The sequence below is a fragment of the Chelatococcus reniformis genome, from assembly GCF_014640075.1.
GTDB classification, from domain to species: Bacteria; Pseudomonadota; Alphaproteobacteria; order Rhizobiales; family Beijerinckiaceae; genus Camelimonas; species Camelimonas reniformis.
Genome location: NZ_BMGG01000002.1, coordinates 735235 through 751658, shown reverse-complemented (window position 1 = coordinate 751658; position 16424 = coordinate 735235). Strand labels below are relative to the sequence as shown.

Sequence of the window (16424 nt, the reverse complement as noted above, 5' to 3'; positions counted from 1 at the left end):
GCGCCGCCAGCCCCATGAAAAGATCGACTTAACCACTTGCGGGGCATGATCGCGCCCGCGGTGTCGCGGTGCGCCAATTGGCGAAAGTGTGGCTTCGCGGGTGGACTGATCTGGCCGGCGACGGCACAAAGGGGGCGTTCCACCCCCGCGCGTGTCGCCGCCGGAGCCTGGAGAAGCGTATGCGTCTGGTGCCCCGAGGTCGCCTCGGCCCGGCACTCATCGGGTTACTGGTCTGCCTCGCTCTCGCTTCGAGCGCGGATGACGCACGGGCGTTCGACTTCTTCGGCCTGTTCGGCAGCGAGGAGCCGCCCGCGCCCACGCCCGACACGCTCTCCTATGAGGTCACCTTCGACACCGGGGGTGATCGGGCGGCGACTTCTGCTTTGCGCAGTGTGTCCAACCTCTATCGTTTGCGCATGGACGCACCGCCCGACGGCGCAGCGCTCGCGCAGCGCGCGGCCATTGATCTGGCGCCGATGGTCGATGCCCTGTGGGCGGAAGGTTATTACGACGCCGCCGTCGTCATCGAGGTGGCCGGCACGCCGCTCCAACTGCCGGTCACCGAGGCGACGGTGGCTGCCGCGGCGCGGGCCGCACAGGCCAACAGGGGCGCGCGCGTCGTGCCCGTGCGTGTCGTGGCGACGTTGGGTCCCCTCTACACGATCGGCTCCATCGAGGTCGTCGATGGCGCGGGCAGCCCGTTCTCCGAAGCCGAGCTGCCGCGCAAGACGCTGAAGCTCGTGCCGGGTGATCCGGCGCGCGCGGCATTGCTGCGGGGCGCGCAGGCGCGGATCGTCGATTATTTCCGCGACCAATCCCACCCCCTCGCCAAGGGCATCGACATCCGCCCGACGGTCGACCACTCGACGTTGCGCATGGACGTGGTGTTTGCCGTGGCTCCGGGGCCCGTGGCGCCGATCGGCGAAGTCGGTGTCAGCGGCACCCAGAATGTCGATCCGGCGGTGGTGCGCTCGTTCGTCTATCTGGAACCGGGCGATCCCTATTCGCCCAGAGCGCTGACGCGGACGCGCAAGTCGGTAGCGTCGATTCCGGCGATCGGGTCGGTGCGGGTGAGCCAGGCCGATGCGCTCGACGCGGAGGGCCGCATCCCGGTCTTCGTCGACGTCGGCGAGCGGCTGCCGCGCGTCATCGGCTTCTCCGCCGGCTTCTCCACCCTCGATGGACCTTCGGTGCGCGGCTATTGGGAGCACCGCAACCTGTTCGGCGGTGCGGAGCAACTGCGCCTGGAGGGGAGCCTGTTCATCGCGCCGCGCAACGATGGGACGCGGCTCCGCAGCTTCCAGGACATTCTGCCGTCCGATGTGGGCGGGCGCTTCCGTGCCACCTTCATCAAGCCGGCGCTCGGCGGCACGCGGAACGATCTGATCGCCGAGGTCATGGCCGAGCGAGACCGCACCGGCGGCGACCGCTTCGGTGGCTACACCGTCCGCGACGTGCAGGGGGCGATCTCGATCCGCCACCGCATCAGCGACACCTTCTTCGTGCAGGGCGGCATCCGCGCCGAGCGCGGCCAGACCAGCGACGTCATCAGCAACATCGACTATTTCATCGTCGGTCTGCCGGTGTCGGTGGCCTACGACTCGACCGACAATCCCCTGGACCCCACACGCGGCGTGAAGATCGTCGGCTCGGCGACGCCCTATCCGGAATTCCTCGGCTCCACCGTCGGCTTCGCCGAGGCGCGGCTGCAAGCCTCCACTTACCTGGCGCTCGACGACGATGCCCGTTTCGTGCTCGCCGCCCGCGCCGCCATCGGCACGCTCGGTGGTCCCGGGCTCGACGAGATCCCCGCCAACCACCGCTTTTATGCCGGCGGCGCGGCGTCGGTCAGGGGTTATCGGCGCCAGAGCCTCGGTCCGACCGGGCCGTTCGGCTTCGTCGTCGGGGGCCGCAGCCTACTGGAGGCGAGCTTTGAAGCGCGGATCAAAATCACCGACACGATCGGCATCGTGCCGTTCTTCGACGCCGGCAACGCCTTCGAATCGAGTTTTCCGAACCTGAAGGACAAGCTCTACAAATCGGTGGGCCTCGGGCTGCGCTATTACACGCCCATCGGCCCGATCCGTGCCGACGTCGCATTCCCGCTCGACCGCCGCCCCGGCGACACGCCGGCAAGCCTCTACATCAGCATAGGGCAGACCTTCTGATGCGCGTATCGCGACGCCTGTTCTGGTCCCGATTGCTGGCGCTGCCGTTCGGATTGGCGTTGCTCCTAGCCGCCTGGCTCGTGAATCCGCTCGTCGGGCACAGCGACGACGCCGAACGCACCGTGCTCGGCAACCTGATCTCACGCGCGCTGTCCACGCCCACGACGCAGGTATCGATCGGCTCGGTCGAGGGGGCGCTATCCTCCGATGCCACCATCCGCAACATCACCATCGCCGACCGTGATGGCGTGTGGTTCAGGCTCGACAGTGCCAGGCTGGTGTGGCGCCGGCTCGCCCTGCTCTCCGGTCGTCTCGATGTCGACCGATTGGAGATCGGCCGGCTTGAGATGCTGCGCCGCCCGCTGCCCGCGGACGAACCGGTTGCGGGGGCCGACGAGCCGCTGCTGCCGGAGCTTCCCGTCGAAGTCGTGGTGCGCGACTTCAAGCTGGCGGAGCTCTCGCTCGGCGAGCCGATCGTGGGGACGGCCGCCCGGCTGACGGCCAGCGGCGATCTACGGCTCGGCGACCCCTCCGAGGGGCTCAACGTGAAGCTCGACGCGCGCCGTCTCGACGCGCCCGGCACGTTTGACGCCCGCCTCGAGTTGGTGCCCCAGACTCAGGCGCTGACGCTGGCGTTGAACTTCGACGAGCCGGAGGGCGGCATCCTGGCGCGCGCGGCCTCCATTCCGGGCCTGCCTCCCGTCAAGCTCGATCTGCGCGGCAACGGCACGCTGCAGGCCTTCGCCGCCAACCTCAATTTCGACGCCGGTCCCGACATCGGTGCGCAGGGTGGTGCCCAATTGCAGCGGGACGGTACGGTCCGCACGCTCGGCCTCAATCTCGACGCCAGGATCGAGGGGCTGTTCCCGGCGGTGGTCGCCCCGGTGTTCGCGGGCACGACCCGGCTCGGCGGCAATGTCATCTTCGGGGACGATGGCACGACCCGCTTGGCCGACGTGGCCATTGCTTCGCAAGTGGCGCGACTGGCCGTCAACGGCACGATTGCCAAGGACTATGGTCTGGACATCAAGGTGCAGGCGGCCGCCCTGCCCAACGACGGCAGTCGCACCCGGGCCGGTGTTGCCGAGATCGACAAGCTCGCCTTCGACGCCTCGATTGTCGGCCCGGCGGCGAGCCCGACGGTCAACGCCACGCTCGAGGCAAGGGATGCCAAGCTGCCGTCTGGCCGCTTCGACAGCGCCAAGGCGACCTTCACCGCGGTCTCGACGGGCGCGCTGAGCGACCGCAACGCCAAGATCACGCTCTCGGGCGACGCGGCCGTCGCCGGCATGAAGCTCGCCGACCGAGGCTACGCCGAGGCCGTCGGCGATCGGCTCGAGGCATCCCTGCACGGCACGCTCGATCGCAGCGGCGTGGCCGATTTTACCGTGCTGCGGTTGCAGAGCCCGACGTTGAGTGCCGACTACACGGGCAGGGCCGGGAGCCGCGAGCTGGCCGGCCGCGCCTCCGTCAAGGTGCCGGACCTGGCGCGCTTCAGAGCGCTGACCGGGCTCGCTTTGCGGGGCACCGCCAATCTGGGTGCAGAGCTCAGCGGCGCGCCGCGTTTCAGCCAGGTGAGGGCGGTCGTCGATGGCCGCACGGCCGCCTTCGGCACCGGGATCGCCCCCGTCGACAATCTGGCCGGCGGCAAGCTCGCGCTCGCCGGCACCATCCGCACCATGCCGCGCGGCGGCTACGGCTTCGACAATCTCGCGCTCACCGGCGTTCACGCTGCCGCCACCGTCAATGGCGAGGTCCGGCCCGAGGGATCGGCGGTCGATGCCAAGGTCACCGTCGCCGATCTCAGCCGCGCCGACAGCCGGTTGACGGGGAAGGGAGAGGCGACGGCCCGCCTCAGCGGACCGCTCCACGGGCTGGCCGCCACGGCGCGCGTTGCCCTGAGCCAGGCGACGGCCCTGGGCCGTCCCATTCCCCAGCTCGCGCTCGACGTCACGGCAAAGGACCTGCTCGGCCCGCTTGCCCTGCAAGCGACTCTGGCCGGCCGGGTCGGCGCTGCGCCGGCCAGCGGTCAGATCCATCTCGCCAAGCGCCAGGAGGGCGGCTGGCTGCTCGACCGGCTCGACCTGGCCGTGGGCTCTGTCAAGATCGATGGCGGCGTCACGCTCGACGGCGCCAATCTCGCCAGCGGCCGCATCAGCATTGCCGCGGGTAACCTGGACGACATTTCGGCGCTCCTGCTGACGCACCTCTCCGGCGACCTCAACGCCGCCCTGGCGCTCAGCGCCGACGGCGGGGGCCAGGGCGTGCGGCTCGAGGCCAACGGCAATCGCCTGCGCTTTGGCGATATCCGCGCCGACCGCGTCGCCGCGCAGGTGGCGGCGAGCGATGTCTACCGGCGGCCGGTGATCGACGGCTCGGCCAGCATCGATCGCGTGGAGGTCGCGGGCCAGCAGCTGTCGCAGATCCGCTTCGACGCCAAAGGCACGCCCGCGGCGAGCGACATCACGCTGCAGGCTCAGGCGGTCGGCTTTACGCTCAGCACGCGCGGCCGGGTGGTGCCGGGCGATGCGACGCGCATCGAGATCGCTTCGTTCACGGCCCGGCGCGGCAATCGCCAACTGGCGCTGGCCGGCCCCGCGACGGTGACCCTCAAGGGCGGCAGTGCCGACATCCGCAACGTAGCCGTTGCCGTCGATGGCGGCCGCATCTCCGCCGAGGGTCTCGTCGGTTCCGAGCTCGACCTGTCCGTCAACGCGCGGGCCGTGCCGCTCTCGGCGGCAGACATCGCCGTGCCGGGCCTGGGGCTCACCGGGACGGTCGATGGCGAGGCGCGGCTCAAGGGGCCTGCGGCGCAACTCGCCGGTGACTGGCGAGTGCGCGTCGCCCGCCTGATGGCGCCTCAGCTCAAAGGCACCGGCCTGCCGCCCATCGATGCGACCGCGAGCGGGCGGTTGGGCGCCGGCCGCAGTTCACTCGATGCCAGGGCGAACGCCGGCCGCGTCCTGAGCCTTACGGCCAACGGCGGCGTGCCGCTCGATACGACGGGGGCGATCGATCTGCGGGCGCAGGGGCGGCTCGACCTTGCGGTCGCCAACGTCATCCTTGCCCCCGCCGGCCGGCGCCTGACCGGCAACGCCAACGTCGACGTCCGCCTCGGCGGCACATTGGCCCGTCCCGCCGCTGACGGTGCCGTCACAATCGCTTCAGGCGCCTATTCAGATGCCAGCATGGGCATGCGCGTCGACCGGATCCAGGGGCGTATCACGGCTCGCGGCCAGGAGGTGGTGGTCGAGCGGCTGACGGCGGCGACGCCTAACGGCGGAACGCTCGCCTTGGGCGGCACCGTGCGGCTCGATCCCGCTGCCGGCTTCCCCGGTTCGCTCAAGATTACCGGCCGCAATGCCCAGCTGATGAACGACGGGACCGTTCGCGGCGAGGTGAACCTGGATCTGGCAGTCACCGGCCCGCTGGCACAGCGGCCGACGATCGGCGGCATCGTCGGGATCCAGACCCTGGACATCAGCGTCCCCGAGCAGCTACCGAACACCCTGAAGCCCATACCTGGCACCCGCCAGATCAATCCGTCACCGCAGGCCAGAGCGCGCCTGGCGGTGGCCGCCAAGGCCAAGACACGCGGCAAGCGCGCGACGCCGTTCGACGCGGTCCTCAATATCAGCGTGACCTCCCCGGGCCGCATCTACGTGCACGGCCGCGGCATCAGCGCCGATCTCGGCGGGCAGCTGATGGTCACGGGGCTGCTGTCGGCACCGACGCCGCAGGGCGCATTCGAGTTGCAGCGGGGGCGCTTCGACCTCGGCTCGCAGACGCTGAACTTCACCAGGGGACGTGTGGTCTTCTCCGGCACGCTCAGCCCCGAGCTCGATTTCATTGCGGAGAACCAGTCTGCCGGTGTCACCGCGCGCATCGCGGTTTCCGGCCCGGCGGCCGAGCCGGTCTTCACCTTCTCCTCGAGCCCAGACTTGCCGCAGGAAGAGGTGATCTCCCGCATCCTCTTTGGTCTGCCGGCCGGCCAGCTTTCGGCCTTCCAGGCAATCCAGCTGGCACAGATCGCCGGACAGTTCTCAGGCGCGGGCGACAGCGCGTTCGACCAGTTGCGGCAGTCGTTGGGGCTCAGCGGCTCGGACGTGTCGGGCAGCGGCGACCGTGGCCCGCTGGGCAACCTGAGCCGCGCGCTCGGCAACCGCGTGCGCGTCAACGTACGGCCGGGCACGAGCCCGGAAACCACAGGCCTCGCCGTCGACGTGGACGTGACGCGCCACATCCGCGTGCAGGGCCTGGTCGGCGCGACGGGCAATACCTCGGTCGGCGTGGGCGCCGAGTGGGAATATTAGCGCTTTTGGCGGATCGCCTCCGTCGCCCAACCCGAGGGCGTCAGCGGCGGGATACCGAGGCGCCCGGGTCTGTCGCTCCGGCGCGACACACCACACGCCCGGCTGGTCCGGAACATGCATGATGCATGCGCATGAAGACGGGAGCAGACACCTTCCACGTGGCAACGACGCTGCACGGCGCGGTGGCGGCGCTGGCGGATCGCGGCCACGCCGGCGCCCCGCTCGCCGGGGCGACGTGGATCATGCGTGCGCCGTTGCGCGGCGGGCCCCAGCAGGACCGCTCCTATGTGGCGCTCTCGCGGATCGACGAACTGCGTCGGGTCGAGATCGGCGAGCGCGACATCACCATCGGGGCCTGCGTCACCCATGCGGCGCTCGCATCGGCCCTCGCGCACATCGACGGCTGTGCCGCCCTGGTGCAGGCGGCCGCCAGTTCCGCCAATCCGGCGGTCCGGCAAGTCGCGACGATCGGCGGCAATCTCTGCGCCTGGGACTTCGCCTCCGCTGATCTGGTTCCGGCGCTGATCTGTCTTGCCGCCAACGTCGAGCTGACGTCGCCTGACGGCGTCGAACGGATCTCGATGGAGCGCTTCCTCGCCCGGCGTTCCGAACTCGCCCCCGGCACGCTGCTGTCGCGCATCGTCGTGGCGCGCACCGCTTGCGGTTCCGCGCACGTCCGCCTCCCGTTGCGCAGGTCCGGCGACTATCCCGTCGCGATCGTCAGCCTGGCCGTGAAGCTCGGGCAGAACAGCACGGTGCTGACCGCGCGCGCCGCCGTGGGTTCGGTCGAGGTCGTGGCGCGCCGTTGGGAGACGCTGGAGGCCGGCCTCGTCGGCCGGCCGCTCGATCCGCAGGCGGCCGCCGCGCTCGCCGGCCGTTGTCTCGACGATTTCGTAGCCCGCGACGGCGTCGAGGCGGCCGGCTGGTATCGCCTGGCGGTGCTGCCCAGCCTTGTGCGGCGCGCCGCGCAAGCCCTTCTACCGCACAGCTGAACGGAGGACGAGGTCAGCCATGGCGCTGCTGCTCACCGTGAACGGCGAGGACCGCACCAGCGGCCACGGCGCCATGACGCCGCTCGTCGATGTCCTGCGCGACGAGTTCCACCTCAAAGGGGCCAAGCCGGTCTGCCGGGAAGGATTCTGTGGGGCCTGCACGGTGTTGCTCGACGACCACCCGGTCATGGCCTGCCTGCTGCCGGCGGGTCTCGCCGTCGGTGCCCGCATACGCACCGTCGAGTCGCTCGCGCCCGATGGGGCGCTCTCGCCTTTGCAGCAGGTGATGGAGGAGCACGACGTCGTGCAATGCGGCATGTGCTTTCCAGGCATGCTGATGAGCCTGAGCGGCTTCCTTGCGGTCACGCCTCGTCCGACGCGCGACGAGGTGAAGGCCGCGCTGAGCGGCAACGTGTGCCGCTGTACCGGCTACGAGCGGATCATCGACGCGGTGCTTTCTCTCTAGAGCGTTTTCGAGCGAAGTGGACGCCGGTTTGCGTGAAGAAAACGCGCCAGATCAAACAGATAGAGCATTTCGGCGATTCGAAGAAACGCGGAAATGCTCTAGCCCCTTCGTCTCAGCATCGATTCATCCCAAGAGCCCGGATTCTTCCAAGAGCCCGCGTTCACGTCTTGGGTCCGATGCTTCAGCCCGCAGGAGCAGCCCATGGCCGAGGTGACCCTCAACTTCCCGCGGCGCGATGCACGCGACAAGCTGCGCGGGCGCACGCGCTATACGATCGACCGGGACGTCTCGGGCGTGCTTCACGCAGCCCTGCTGCGCGCCCCGGTGCCGTCGGCGCGCATTCTGCGCATCGACACGGCGGCGGCGCGCGCCATGCCGGGCGTGCGCGCGGTGGTGACCGCGGAGCATGCGCCGGGCCGGCACGGCATCGGCATTGCGGATCATCCGCTGTTCGCCGCAGGCCGCGTCCGCTACCACGGCGAGCCCATGGCGGCTGTGGCCGCCGATACGCTTGCCCAGGCGCAGGCCGCCGCCGCGGCGATCGTCGTCGAGCTCGAGCCGCTGCCCGCCGTCATCACCATGGCCGAGGCGCTGGGGCCGAGCGCGTCGCTGGTCCACCCGGACTGGCGCGACTACGAGGTGCTGGTGGAAGGCGGTGCGCACGGCGGCAACGTCGCCTGGGAGGCGACCGTGCTCCGCGGCGACCCGGAGGCGGCGTTTGCGCGTGCGGACGTGACCGTGGTCGAGAGCCTGTTCCGCGTGGGGCGGCAGAACCACCTGTCCTTCGAGCCGCGCGCGGCGATCGCCGCCTTCGAGGACGGGCGCTGCCACATCGAGACCTCGACCCAGGCGCCCTGGACGGTGCGCAACGTGACCGCACATCTGCTCGATGTACTGCCGTCGGCGGTGCGGGTGACTGTGCCCGCGGTCGGCGGAGGCTTTGGCCTCAAGTTCGATTGCGCGCTCGAGCCCTATGCCGCCCTGCTGGCGCGCCATGCCGAGGCCCCGGTCCGTCTGGTCAATTCCCGTCAGGAGGAGATGCTGACCTGCCTCAGCCGCGAAAACGCGGAGATCCGCATCCGCTCGGCGGTGACCAAGGACGGCGAGATCGCCGGCCGTGAGGCCGTCGTGCTGATGGATTGCGGCGCCTACGGCGGCGAGCAGATTTTCCTGACGACGATGACCGCGCACACTCTCGGCGGCAACTACAAGCTCGGATCCGTGCGCCTGGCGAGCCGCGCGGTCTACACGAACACCGCCCCCAATGGCGCGTTCCGGGCCTGCAACGGCACCTACAACACCTTTGCGCTGGAGCGGCACACCGACGAGATCTGTGAGGCGATCGGCATGGATCCGCTGGAGTTTCGCCGGCGCAATGTCCTCGGCGACGGCAATCTGGGCGCCACCGGCCAGATCTTCGAAGGCGACGTGCTGGGTCCGATGTTGGACCGCATGGCCGGGTTGCGGGCCGCGCGGCCGTCGAAGCAGGCGCAGGCCGGCGACCGCCTCTATGGGCGCGCCACCACGGTCGGCACCTGGTTCGTCTTCGTCGGGCCGTCCGCCGCAACGGTCAACCTCAATGCGGACGGCAGCGCCACGCTGGTGACGTCGGGGGTCGAGATCGGCTCGGGCTCGATGATGCAGGGCCTGCCGCAGATCGTCGCTCACACGCTCGGCCTCAAGCCGCAGGACGTCGTGGTCCGCGCCGCGGACACGGACGCCGGCGGCTATGACGTCGGCGTCGGCGGCGGCCGCACCACGGTTTCGCTCGGCGCCGCGAGCATGGCCGCGGCGAGCGAGGTGCGCCGAAAGCTGCTGGACGTCGCCTCGGGCATGCTGCAGACGCCGCCAGAAGGCCTCACCCTGGCAAACGGCCGCGTCGAGATCGCCGGGCGGCCGGGAACGGGAGCGAGTATCGCCGAGGTTGCCGTCCAGGCACAGAAACTCGTCGGCCCTATCGCCGGCAGCGGCTCGTTCACCGGGCCGGGCGTCGCCGCCATGCCGGGCTGCGCCGCCGGGCACTTCATCGATGCGCTGGATATCCCGGTCTTTGCCGTGCACGAATGCGAGGTCGCGGTCGACCCCGACACGGGTCATGTGGAGGTGCTGAGCTACGCCGTCGTGCAGGATGTCGGACGCGCGCTCAATCCACGTGCCATCTACGGGCAGATCCAGGGCGGCGTCACCCAAGGGCTCGGCTATGCGCTGCACGAGGAGATCTCGATCGGCGCCGACGGAAGCATCCGCCAGAGCGGCTTTGAGACCTACCGCGTGCCGCTGGCGCAGGACGTGGTGCCGGTGGAGATCAGCCTGTTCGAGGGGGCCCCGTCGATCGGGCCGCTCGGGACCAAAGGCGCCGGCGAGGTGCCGATTCTCAACGTCGCCGCGGCCATCGCCTGTGCCGTTGCCAATGCCACGGGACGGCGCGTGCAGGAGCTCCCGCTGACGCCGCCGCGCGTGCTCGAACTGCTGCTGGGGCGTGGCCTGCCGCTCGACTTTCCGCATATCGCCACCGCCTGGGACGACAACCTGCTGCGCCCGCTCGCCGCCGCGTCGTGGCAGGGCCGTCGCATGGCCGGCCCGGACGCTCCCGGCCCCTAGCGTTTTCGAGCGACGCCGGCTCGCGTGAAGAAAACGCGACAAATCAAACAGATAGAGCATTCCGGCGATTCGAAGAAACGCGGAAACGCTCTAAGTCTTTGTTCGAGCAGAATTTATCCAAGACCGGCGGCCGCCTTTCTTGGAATCATGCGCGAGGGTGCCGGCGCGCCTCAGGCCGCGTGCATGTCCTTGGGAGTGGTGGGGAAGGTGGGCAGCGCGGCGTTGATCACCCCGTAGACCTTGATCTGGTCGCCGCTGGCAAGGGCGGCCGCCAGCGCATCGAGCCAGCGCTCGAGCACGGCGACATCGGGGAAGCTCGGGTCGGCGGCGATGATGCCCGGCAGGTTGACCTGGTGCGTCGCCTCGCTGTCGTCGAGCACGATCTCCTCCAGGCGTTCGCCCGGCCGCATGCCGCTGAACTCGATGCGGATGTCCTCGCCCGGCTTCAGGCCGGCGAGCTCGATCATGCGCGTGGCGAGATCGAGGATCTTGACGGGCCGGCCCATGTTCAGCACGTAGATCGACGTCGCCTTGGCCGGATCGTCGATGGCGTGGAAGGAGGCGACGGCGACCAGATCGCACGCCTCCGGGATGGTCATGAAGAAGCGCACCATGTCCGGGTGGGTGACGGTGACCGGACCGCCCTTGTCGATCTGCTCGCGGAACTTGGGCACGACCGAGCCGTTCGAGCCGAGCACGTTGCCGAAGCGGACGACGACGAGACGGGTGGCCGCCGCGCCGTTGGTCCGGCGCGTGAGCGCCGCATCCTTGGCCTGGACGTACATCTCCGCCAGGCGCTTGGTGGCGCCGAGAATGGAGACGGGCTTCACCGCCTTGTCGGTGGAGATCATGACGAATGCCGCCGCACCGCACGCGACCGCGGCATCCGCCGCGTTCATGGCACCGAAGACGTTGGTGCGGATGCCTTCGCCCCAGTCCTTCTCCAGGTAGTGCACGTGCTTCAGCGCCGCGGCATGGTAGACCACCTGCGGCCCGAACTCGGCGAGGATGGCAAACAGCCGGTCCCTGTCACGCACGTCGCACAGGCGGCCGGTGGCGCGGCAGGTGGGGACGCGCGACAGATCCTCCAGGATGGCGTGCAGCGCCGGCTCCGAATTCTCCAGGATCAGGATGTCGCCCGCGCCGAAGCGGGCGAGGCGGCGCGCCAGCTCGCCGCCGATCGAGCCGCCGCCGCCGGTGATGGCGATGCGGCGGTGTCTGGCGAGCGCTGTCAGCGTGGCCTCGTCGACGGTGACCGTCGGGCGCAGCAGCAGATCCTCCATCGACAGGGGCGCCAGCTGGGCCGCGCCGCTCTCGATCTCATCGGCGTCGAGCGCATTGGTACGCATCACCTGCACGCCGAAGCGCCGGGCCACGCTCAGGACCATCCCGGGGTTGGCCTCCGGCGCCATGGCCGACGGCGCCACGACGACGACCGAGGGCGGCGTTCCGCGCGCCAGATCCTGCAGCACGGTGGCCAGATCGGCGATGCCGCCGCGCACCGTGACGCCTCGGATCGACTGGCCGATGTCGGCAGTGCGGCGGGTCAGCAGGCCGATCGGCCGCAGGCGTGAGAGGGGCCCCGACTCGATTGCCCGCAGCAGCGCCTCGAGCTCCACGCCGGTTCCGGCGAGCAGCGCCGCCTCCCGTGCCTCGCGCGGCACCTGGGCGGCCACCTGCCGCTGCTTGAAGGCGCGGTAGGCCACGCGCGGCGCAGCCAGGAACAGGATCTCCAGCAGCAGGAACAGCAGGATCCAGGCACGGCCGAAGTAGTTGTGGCCGAGAAGCGCCGGGTGCGAGACGACCGTGTCGAAGACGAGGATGACGAGCGCCAGCATGAGCGTCGTTCGCCCGATCTTGATGACGTCCGGCAGCGAGACGAATCGCCATTTGGACTCCGGCAGCCGCACGGCAAGGAAAATGGCGGCCGCCACCGGCAGCAGGACGGCCAGGATGAGCGGCAGCTCATCCAGGTACGCGGCGAGGCGTTCGTCCTGGAAGCGGAGGTAGAACGACGCGACGACGGCGCAGGAGGTGGCCGCTAGATCGGCGATGAGGTTGACCAGTATCGTCCTGATCGCGCGTCGCGATGCCATCATGCTCCTCGGGGCGCTTCGTCATGGTGATGCTGGAAGGCCCGATCCAACGCCACGAACCCGCGCACATCTGCCCTCATCCCGTGCGCTGTCCGAACACCCGAACTCGGCCTTGGACGCGCGAGCACGACCGCCCCGCTGGGGCCGGCGACCATCCTGGCGGAACCTGCTCGAACGGGACGGCGCGAGGAATAGGACCAAATGCCACCACATACAAGCGAGGGCAGGCCTTCGCCGGCGGCATCGGGGGGGTGTATGCGGGCCCCCTGGGCGACGGGTCCGCCGTCCTCCTGTAAGCTTCTCCGCGACACATCGGAGAGCGGGCGTGCCACGGAAGCTGACTGAACAGACGAATGGCGTCTATGCCATCGCGCCGACCCCATTTCGGCAGGACGGGGGGATCGACGATGCGTCTCTCGATCGGCTGACCGATTTCTATGCCGAGGTCGGCTGCACGGGGATCACCGTGCTCGGGATCATGGGCGAAGCGCCCAAGCTCGACGCGGCCGAGGCTCTGGACGTCGCGCGGCGGGTCATCCGCCGGTCGACGCTGCCCATCGTCGTCGGCGTTTCCGCGCCGGGCTTTGCCGCCATGCGCAGCCTGGCCACGGCAGTCATGGAGGCGGGGGCGGCCGGCGTCATGATCGCGCCGCCGCCGACGCTGAGGACGGACGATCAGATCGTCACCTATTTCCGGCAGGCCGTCGAGGCGATCGGCGACGATGTGCCCTGGGTGCTGCAGGACTATCCGCTGACCCTGACCGTCGTCATGACGCCCGCCGTCATCGCCCGAATCATCGGCGACAATCCTTCCTGCGTGATGCTCAAGCACGAGGATTGGCCGGGCCTGGAGAAGATCTCGGCGCTGCGCGCCTTCCAGAAGGACGGCAAGTTGCGGCCGATCTCGATCTTGTGCGGCAACGGCGGCCTGTTCCTCGATTTCGAGATGGAGCGCGGCGCCGATGGCGCCATGACCGGCTACGCCTTTCCGGACATGCTGGTCGACGTGGTGGCGCACGCGCGGCGCGGCGAGCGCGAGGCGGCCCATGATCTGTTCGACGCCCACCTGCCGCTGCTGCGCTATGAACAGCAGCAGGGCGTCGGCTTGGCCGTACGCAAATACGTGCTCATGCGCCGGGGCATCCTGGCCTCCGACGTCCAGCGCAAGCCGGCCGCCGGCCTGTCGGCGGCGGCGAAGGCGGAGATCGAGCTGCTGCTTGCACGGCTGGCACGCCATGACCCGCGTGCGCAGCTGGCGGCGGCCGGGGCCGCTTGAGCAGACCTCGGCGGGCACGCCATGAGCGCAGCTCAGGCCGGCAGCTTGTTGGCGATGATGTCGAGCTTGTAGATCTGCGGTGGCTCGGCAAACAGGTCGCCGTCCTTGACCTTGGCCATCAAGGCCGCGGCGACCTTGCCGTTCAAATGGGCCTCGCGCCCGGCTTCGTCATCGAAGGTGTCGAAGATCGCAAACGAGGAGGGCCCCTCTTGGATCGCATACCAGGAGACGGTGCCGCCCTCGGCGTCCACGAGCGGCAAGGCGGAGCGGAGGAACTCCGCAATCTCCTGTTCCTTGCCGGGCTTGGCCTTCAGCGGCACGTAGAGGGCAAACTTGGACATGGCGCGCTCCGCTCGCGCGGCCGACGGCCGCAGCTCACCCTAGCACCTAGGCCCCAATTCTCGATGTCAAGCTGGGGCGGTGATGTCCGCGTCTCGCAGGCGGCGAGGTGCGTCGGGGGATGGGCCGACATGAACATCCTGTCTCGGACGAGGACAGCGCCGCATGCACGCTCCGCCCGTCAGAGACATTGACCACCCGCAGAGGGGGTGGTGCGGTCGAGAGGATTCGAACCTCCACTGGTGTTACCCAACTAGCACCTCAAGCTAGCGCGTCTACCATTCCGCCACGACCGCTCGTGGTCCCCCGAGGGGATGCCTTGCCGTATTCGTCGGTAAGGATTGTCCGAGGGACGAGCCCATCGGAGCGGCGCGATGTAGCAGATGGTTCGCCGCTCCACAAGGCCGCTGCCGTGTCGTTCCACAGGGCGGTGCGCCGCTGCTGATGGACCGGGCGCGCCTCTCGCGGCGGATGCTTGCGTCGCAGGCCTCGCAGGACGACATGAACGGTCATGACTATGGATGCAGAGATGGCGGCGGGCCGCCGCGTTGTCGCCCCGGGCGGCCGCTGGCCGGCGCACCACTTTCCGGCCGCCGCGGGCTCGCCGCCGGTCGAATGGACGGTCGCCGATCAGCCCATCGCGTACGATACCGCCTTGGCCGCTATGGAGGCCCACGCCGCGGCACTCGCCCAGGGCGATGTTCGCGAGCGCGTGTGGCTGCTGGAGCACCCGCCGCTCTACACCGCCGGCACCTCTGCAAGGGATGGCGACCTTGTCGACGCCGGGGGCTTGCCTGTGTTTCGCACGGGCCGGGGCGGCCAGTTCACCTATCACGGACCGGGCCAGCGCGTGGCCTACGTCATGCTCGACCTGAAGCGGCGGCGGCAAGACGTGCGCGCCTTCGTCGTCGCGCTGGAGGACTGGCTGATCGGCACGCTCGCAGCGTTCAACGTGTCCGGCGAGCGGCGCGCCGACCGGATCGGCGTGTGGGTCCGCCGCCCGGACAAGCCGCCGCTGGCGACCGGTGCTATGGCCGAGGACAAGATCGCGGCGCTGGGCATCCGCGTGCGGCGCTGGGTGACCTTCCACGGCATCAGCCTCAACGTGGAGCCGGATCTGGCGCATTTCTCCGGCATCGTTCCCTGTGGCATCCGCGAATATGGAGTGACCAGCCTCGTCGATCTCGGCATTCCGGTGGCCATGCCTGAGGTCGATTCGGTGCTGCGCGACAGCTTCGAGGCCGTCTTCGGCCCGACGGTGCGCATCTGAAGCGCCCTTGAGGGACGATGCTCCCGCTAGTTGTTGAGCCGCGCGGCCAGGCCGTGACCGAGCAACGCAGCCGCCAGCGAAGCGAGGATGACAGTCGCGAGGTAGATCGCGGCGAGCGGCAGGTCGCCATCGAGGAGCAGGATGAATGCGTCGAGGCTCATGGCCGAGAAGGTGGTGAAACCGCCGCAGAGGCCGCCGATGACGAACTGCCGCCCGGCGGGACCGACGGACAGCCGCCCATCCGGTCCGGTGAGCGTTGCGAAGAGCATGATGACGAACGATCCGACGACGTTGACGAACCCCGTCGCCAGCAGCGCGCTCTGCCCCAGCGTCGAGACGATGACCACGCCCGCCAGAAACCGGAGTAGCGAGCCGATCGCCGCCCCGCACCCGACGGCCAGGTAGAGCCGCAGGGCGGCATCCCGCTTGTCGACCGTCTGCATCGCGGCTCACCCGGCGAGCCGGACGACCGACCAGAAGCCGGCGCCGACCGCAAGAACGCATAGTCCCGCCGATGCGACGATGTTGAACGCGGCCCGTGACATCTCCCCCCCGAACGCCAGGTTCAAGGTCTGGAGGCAGAACGACGACACCGTCGTATAGCCGCCGAAGACGCCGACGACGATGAAGCTGCGCAGCATGTCGCTGGCGACCGGTCCGCCGGCGATCCGCGCCGCTCCGGCGAAGGCGCCGATGGCGAGCGCCCCGGAAACGTTCACCACCAGCGTGCCCCACGGGAACGTCTCGCCGACGCGGCGGCCGACGACGCGCGACACGAAGAATCGGCCCACGCCGCCGAGAAAGCCGCCGAGCAGCACGAGGATGCAGGCTTCGATATTCATGGGCCCACCTTCGCGATCGCTCGGAGGCCAGGGTTGGACCCCAAGCTTGGTGAGATTCCAC

General features: G+C 69.6%; 11 protein-coding genes and 1 tRNA gene. 7 read left to right on the top strand and 5 right to left on the bottom strand.

All coding sequences use genetic code 11. From position 1 onward, the window contains the following. The first annotated feature begins 179 nt into the window (after nucleotides 1–179). The 5 genes from IEW34_RS07845 (at nucleotide 180) to IEW34_RS07825 (ending at nucleotide 10540) form a co-directional block, all read left to right on the top strand. A complete protein-coding gene (locus tag IEW34_RS07845; protein ID WP_188608569.1) occupies nucleotides 180–2168 on the top strand; it encodes an autotransporter assembly complex protein TamA in 1989 nt (662 codons plus the stop codon). Next, a complete protein-coding gene (locus tag IEW34_RS07840; protein WP_188608568.1) occupies nucleotides 2168–6481 on the top strand; it encodes a translocation/assembly module TamB domain-containing protein in 4314 nt (1437 codons plus the stop codon). The genes IEW34_RS07845 and IEW34_RS07840 overlap by 1 nt, the downstream gene beginning before the upstream one ends. Before the next feature lie 131 nt (nucleotides 6482–6612). After that, nucleotides 6613–7473 (top strand): FAD binding domain-containing protein, encoded by an 861-nt coding sequence (locus IEW34_RS07835; RefSeq protein WP_188608567.1) that lies wholly within the window; start codon nucleotides 6613–6615, stop codon nucleotides 7471–7473. Between the two features lie 19 nt (nucleotides 7474–7492). Further along, a complete protein-coding gene (locus IEW34_RS07830; RefSeq protein WP_188608566.1) occupies nucleotides 7493–7939 on the top strand; it encodes a (2Fe-2S)-binding protein in 447 nt (148 codons plus the stop codon). Nucleotides 7940–8140: 201 nt separating this feature from the next. Next, entirely contained in the window at nucleotides 8141–10540 is a 2400-nt protein-coding gene (locus tag IEW34_RS07825; protein ID WP_188608565.1) for a xanthine dehydrogenase family protein molybdopterin-binding subunit, read from the top strand. Between the two features lie 170 nt (nucleotides 10541–10710). Here the strand turns inward: IEW34_RS07825 and IEW34_RS07820 are convergent, their stop codons facing one another. After that, complete coding sequence (locus tag IEW34_RS07820; protein ID WP_188608564.1) at nucleotides 10711–12636, bottom strand: SDR family NAD(P)-dependent oxidoreductase; 1926 nt, start codon at nucleotides 12634–12636, stop codon at nucleotides 10711–10713. A gap of 325 nt (nucleotides 12637–12961) precedes the next feature. On the opposite strand from IEW34_RS07820, the gene IEW34_RS07815 reads away from it, so the two are divergent. Continuing rightward, the gene (locus IEW34_RS07815) at nucleotides 12962–13912 is read left to right on the top strand and encodes a dihydrodipicolinate synthase family protein (protein WP_244641854.1); all 951 of its coding nucleotides are present in this window, start codon (nucleotides 12962–12964) and stop codon (nucleotides 13910–13912) included. Nucleotides 13913–13944: 32 nt separating this feature from the next. On the opposite strand, the gene IEW34_RS07810 is transcribed toward IEW34_RS07815, so the two are convergent. Continuing rightward, nucleotides 13945–14253, bottom strand: a complete 309-nt coding sequence (locus IEW34_RS07810) for a putative quinol monooxygenase (protein WP_188608563.1) — start codon at nucleotides 14251–14253, stop codon at nucleotides 13945–13947. Between the two features lie 208 nt (nucleotides 14254–14461). Beyond that, nucleotides 14462–14547, bottom strand: a tRNA-Leu gene (locus IEW34_RS07805). A gap of 221 nt (nucleotides 14548–14768) precedes the next feature. Here IEW34_RS07805 and lipB point away from each other — a divergent pair. Continuing rightward, complete coding sequence (lipB, locus tag IEW34_RS07800; protein ID WP_244641872.1) at nucleotides 14769–15521, top strand: lipoyl(octanoyl) transferase LipB; 753 nt, start codon at nucleotides 14769–14771, stop codon at nucleotides 15519–15521. 26 nt (nucleotides 15522–15547) lie between these two features. Here lipB and crcB (IEW34_RS07795) read toward each other — a convergent pair whose 3' ends face one another. Further along, a complete protein-coding gene (gene crcB / locus IEW34_RS07795) occupies nucleotides 15548–15964 on the bottom strand; it encodes a fluoride efflux transporter CrcB (RefSeq protein ID WP_188608562.1) in 417 nt (138 codons plus the stop codon). Nucleotides 15965–15970: 6 nt separating this feature from the next. Further along, nucleotides 15971–16363: a fluoride efflux transporter CrcB gene (crcB, locus tag IEW34_RS07790; protein WP_188608561.1), complete on the bottom strand. Its 393-nt coding sequence runs from the start codon at nucleotides 16361–16363 to the stop codon at nucleotides 15971–15973. Nucleotides 16364–16424: the final 61 nt, after the last annotated feature.

What these genes read in the sequence shown, in the direction of transcription:
- crcB (WP_188608562.1), bottom strand. Translation starts at nt 15,964, where the DNA reads ATGCAGACGGTCGACAAGCGGGATGCCGCCCTGCGGCTCTACCTGGCC.
- lipB (WP_244641872.1), top strand. Translation starts at nt 14,769, where the DNA reads ATGGATGCAGAGATGGCGGCGGGCCGCCGCGTTGTCGCCCCGGGCGGC.
- IEW34_RS07810 (WP_188608563.1), bottom strand. Translation starts at nt 14,253, where the DNA reads ATGTCCAAGTTTGCCCTCTACGTGCCGCTGAAGGCCAAGCCCGGCAAG.
- IEW34_RS07840 (WP_188608568.1), top strand. Translation starts at nt 2,168, where the DNA reads ATGCGCGTATCGCGACGCCTGTTCTGGTCCCGATTGCTGGCGCTGCCG.
- IEW34_RS07825 (WP_188608565.1), top strand. Translation starts at nt 8,141, where the DNA reads ATGGCCGAGGTGACCCTCAACTTCCCGCGGCGCGATGCACGCGACAAG.
- IEW34_RS07820 (WP_188608564.1), bottom strand. Translation starts at nt 12,636, where the DNA reads ATGGCATCGCGACGCGCGATCAGGACGATACTGGTCAACCTCATCGCC.
- crcB (WP_188608561.1), bottom strand. Translation starts at nt 16,363, where the DNA reads ATGAATATCGAAGCCTGCATCCTCGTGCTGCTCGGCGGCTTTCTCGGC.
- IEW34_RS07845 (WP_188608569.1), top strand. Translation starts at nt 180, where the DNA reads ATGCGTCTGGTGCCCCGAGGTCGCCTCGGCCCGGCACTCATCGGGTTA.
- IEW34_RS07835 (WP_188608567.1), top strand. Translation starts at nt 6,613, where the DNA reads ATGAAGACGGGAGCAGACACCTTCCACGTGGCAACGACGCTGCACGGC.
- IEW34_RS07830 (WP_188608566.1), top strand. Translation starts at nt 7,493, where the DNA reads ATGGCGCTGCTGCTCACCGTGAACGGCGAGGACCGCACCAGCGGCCAC.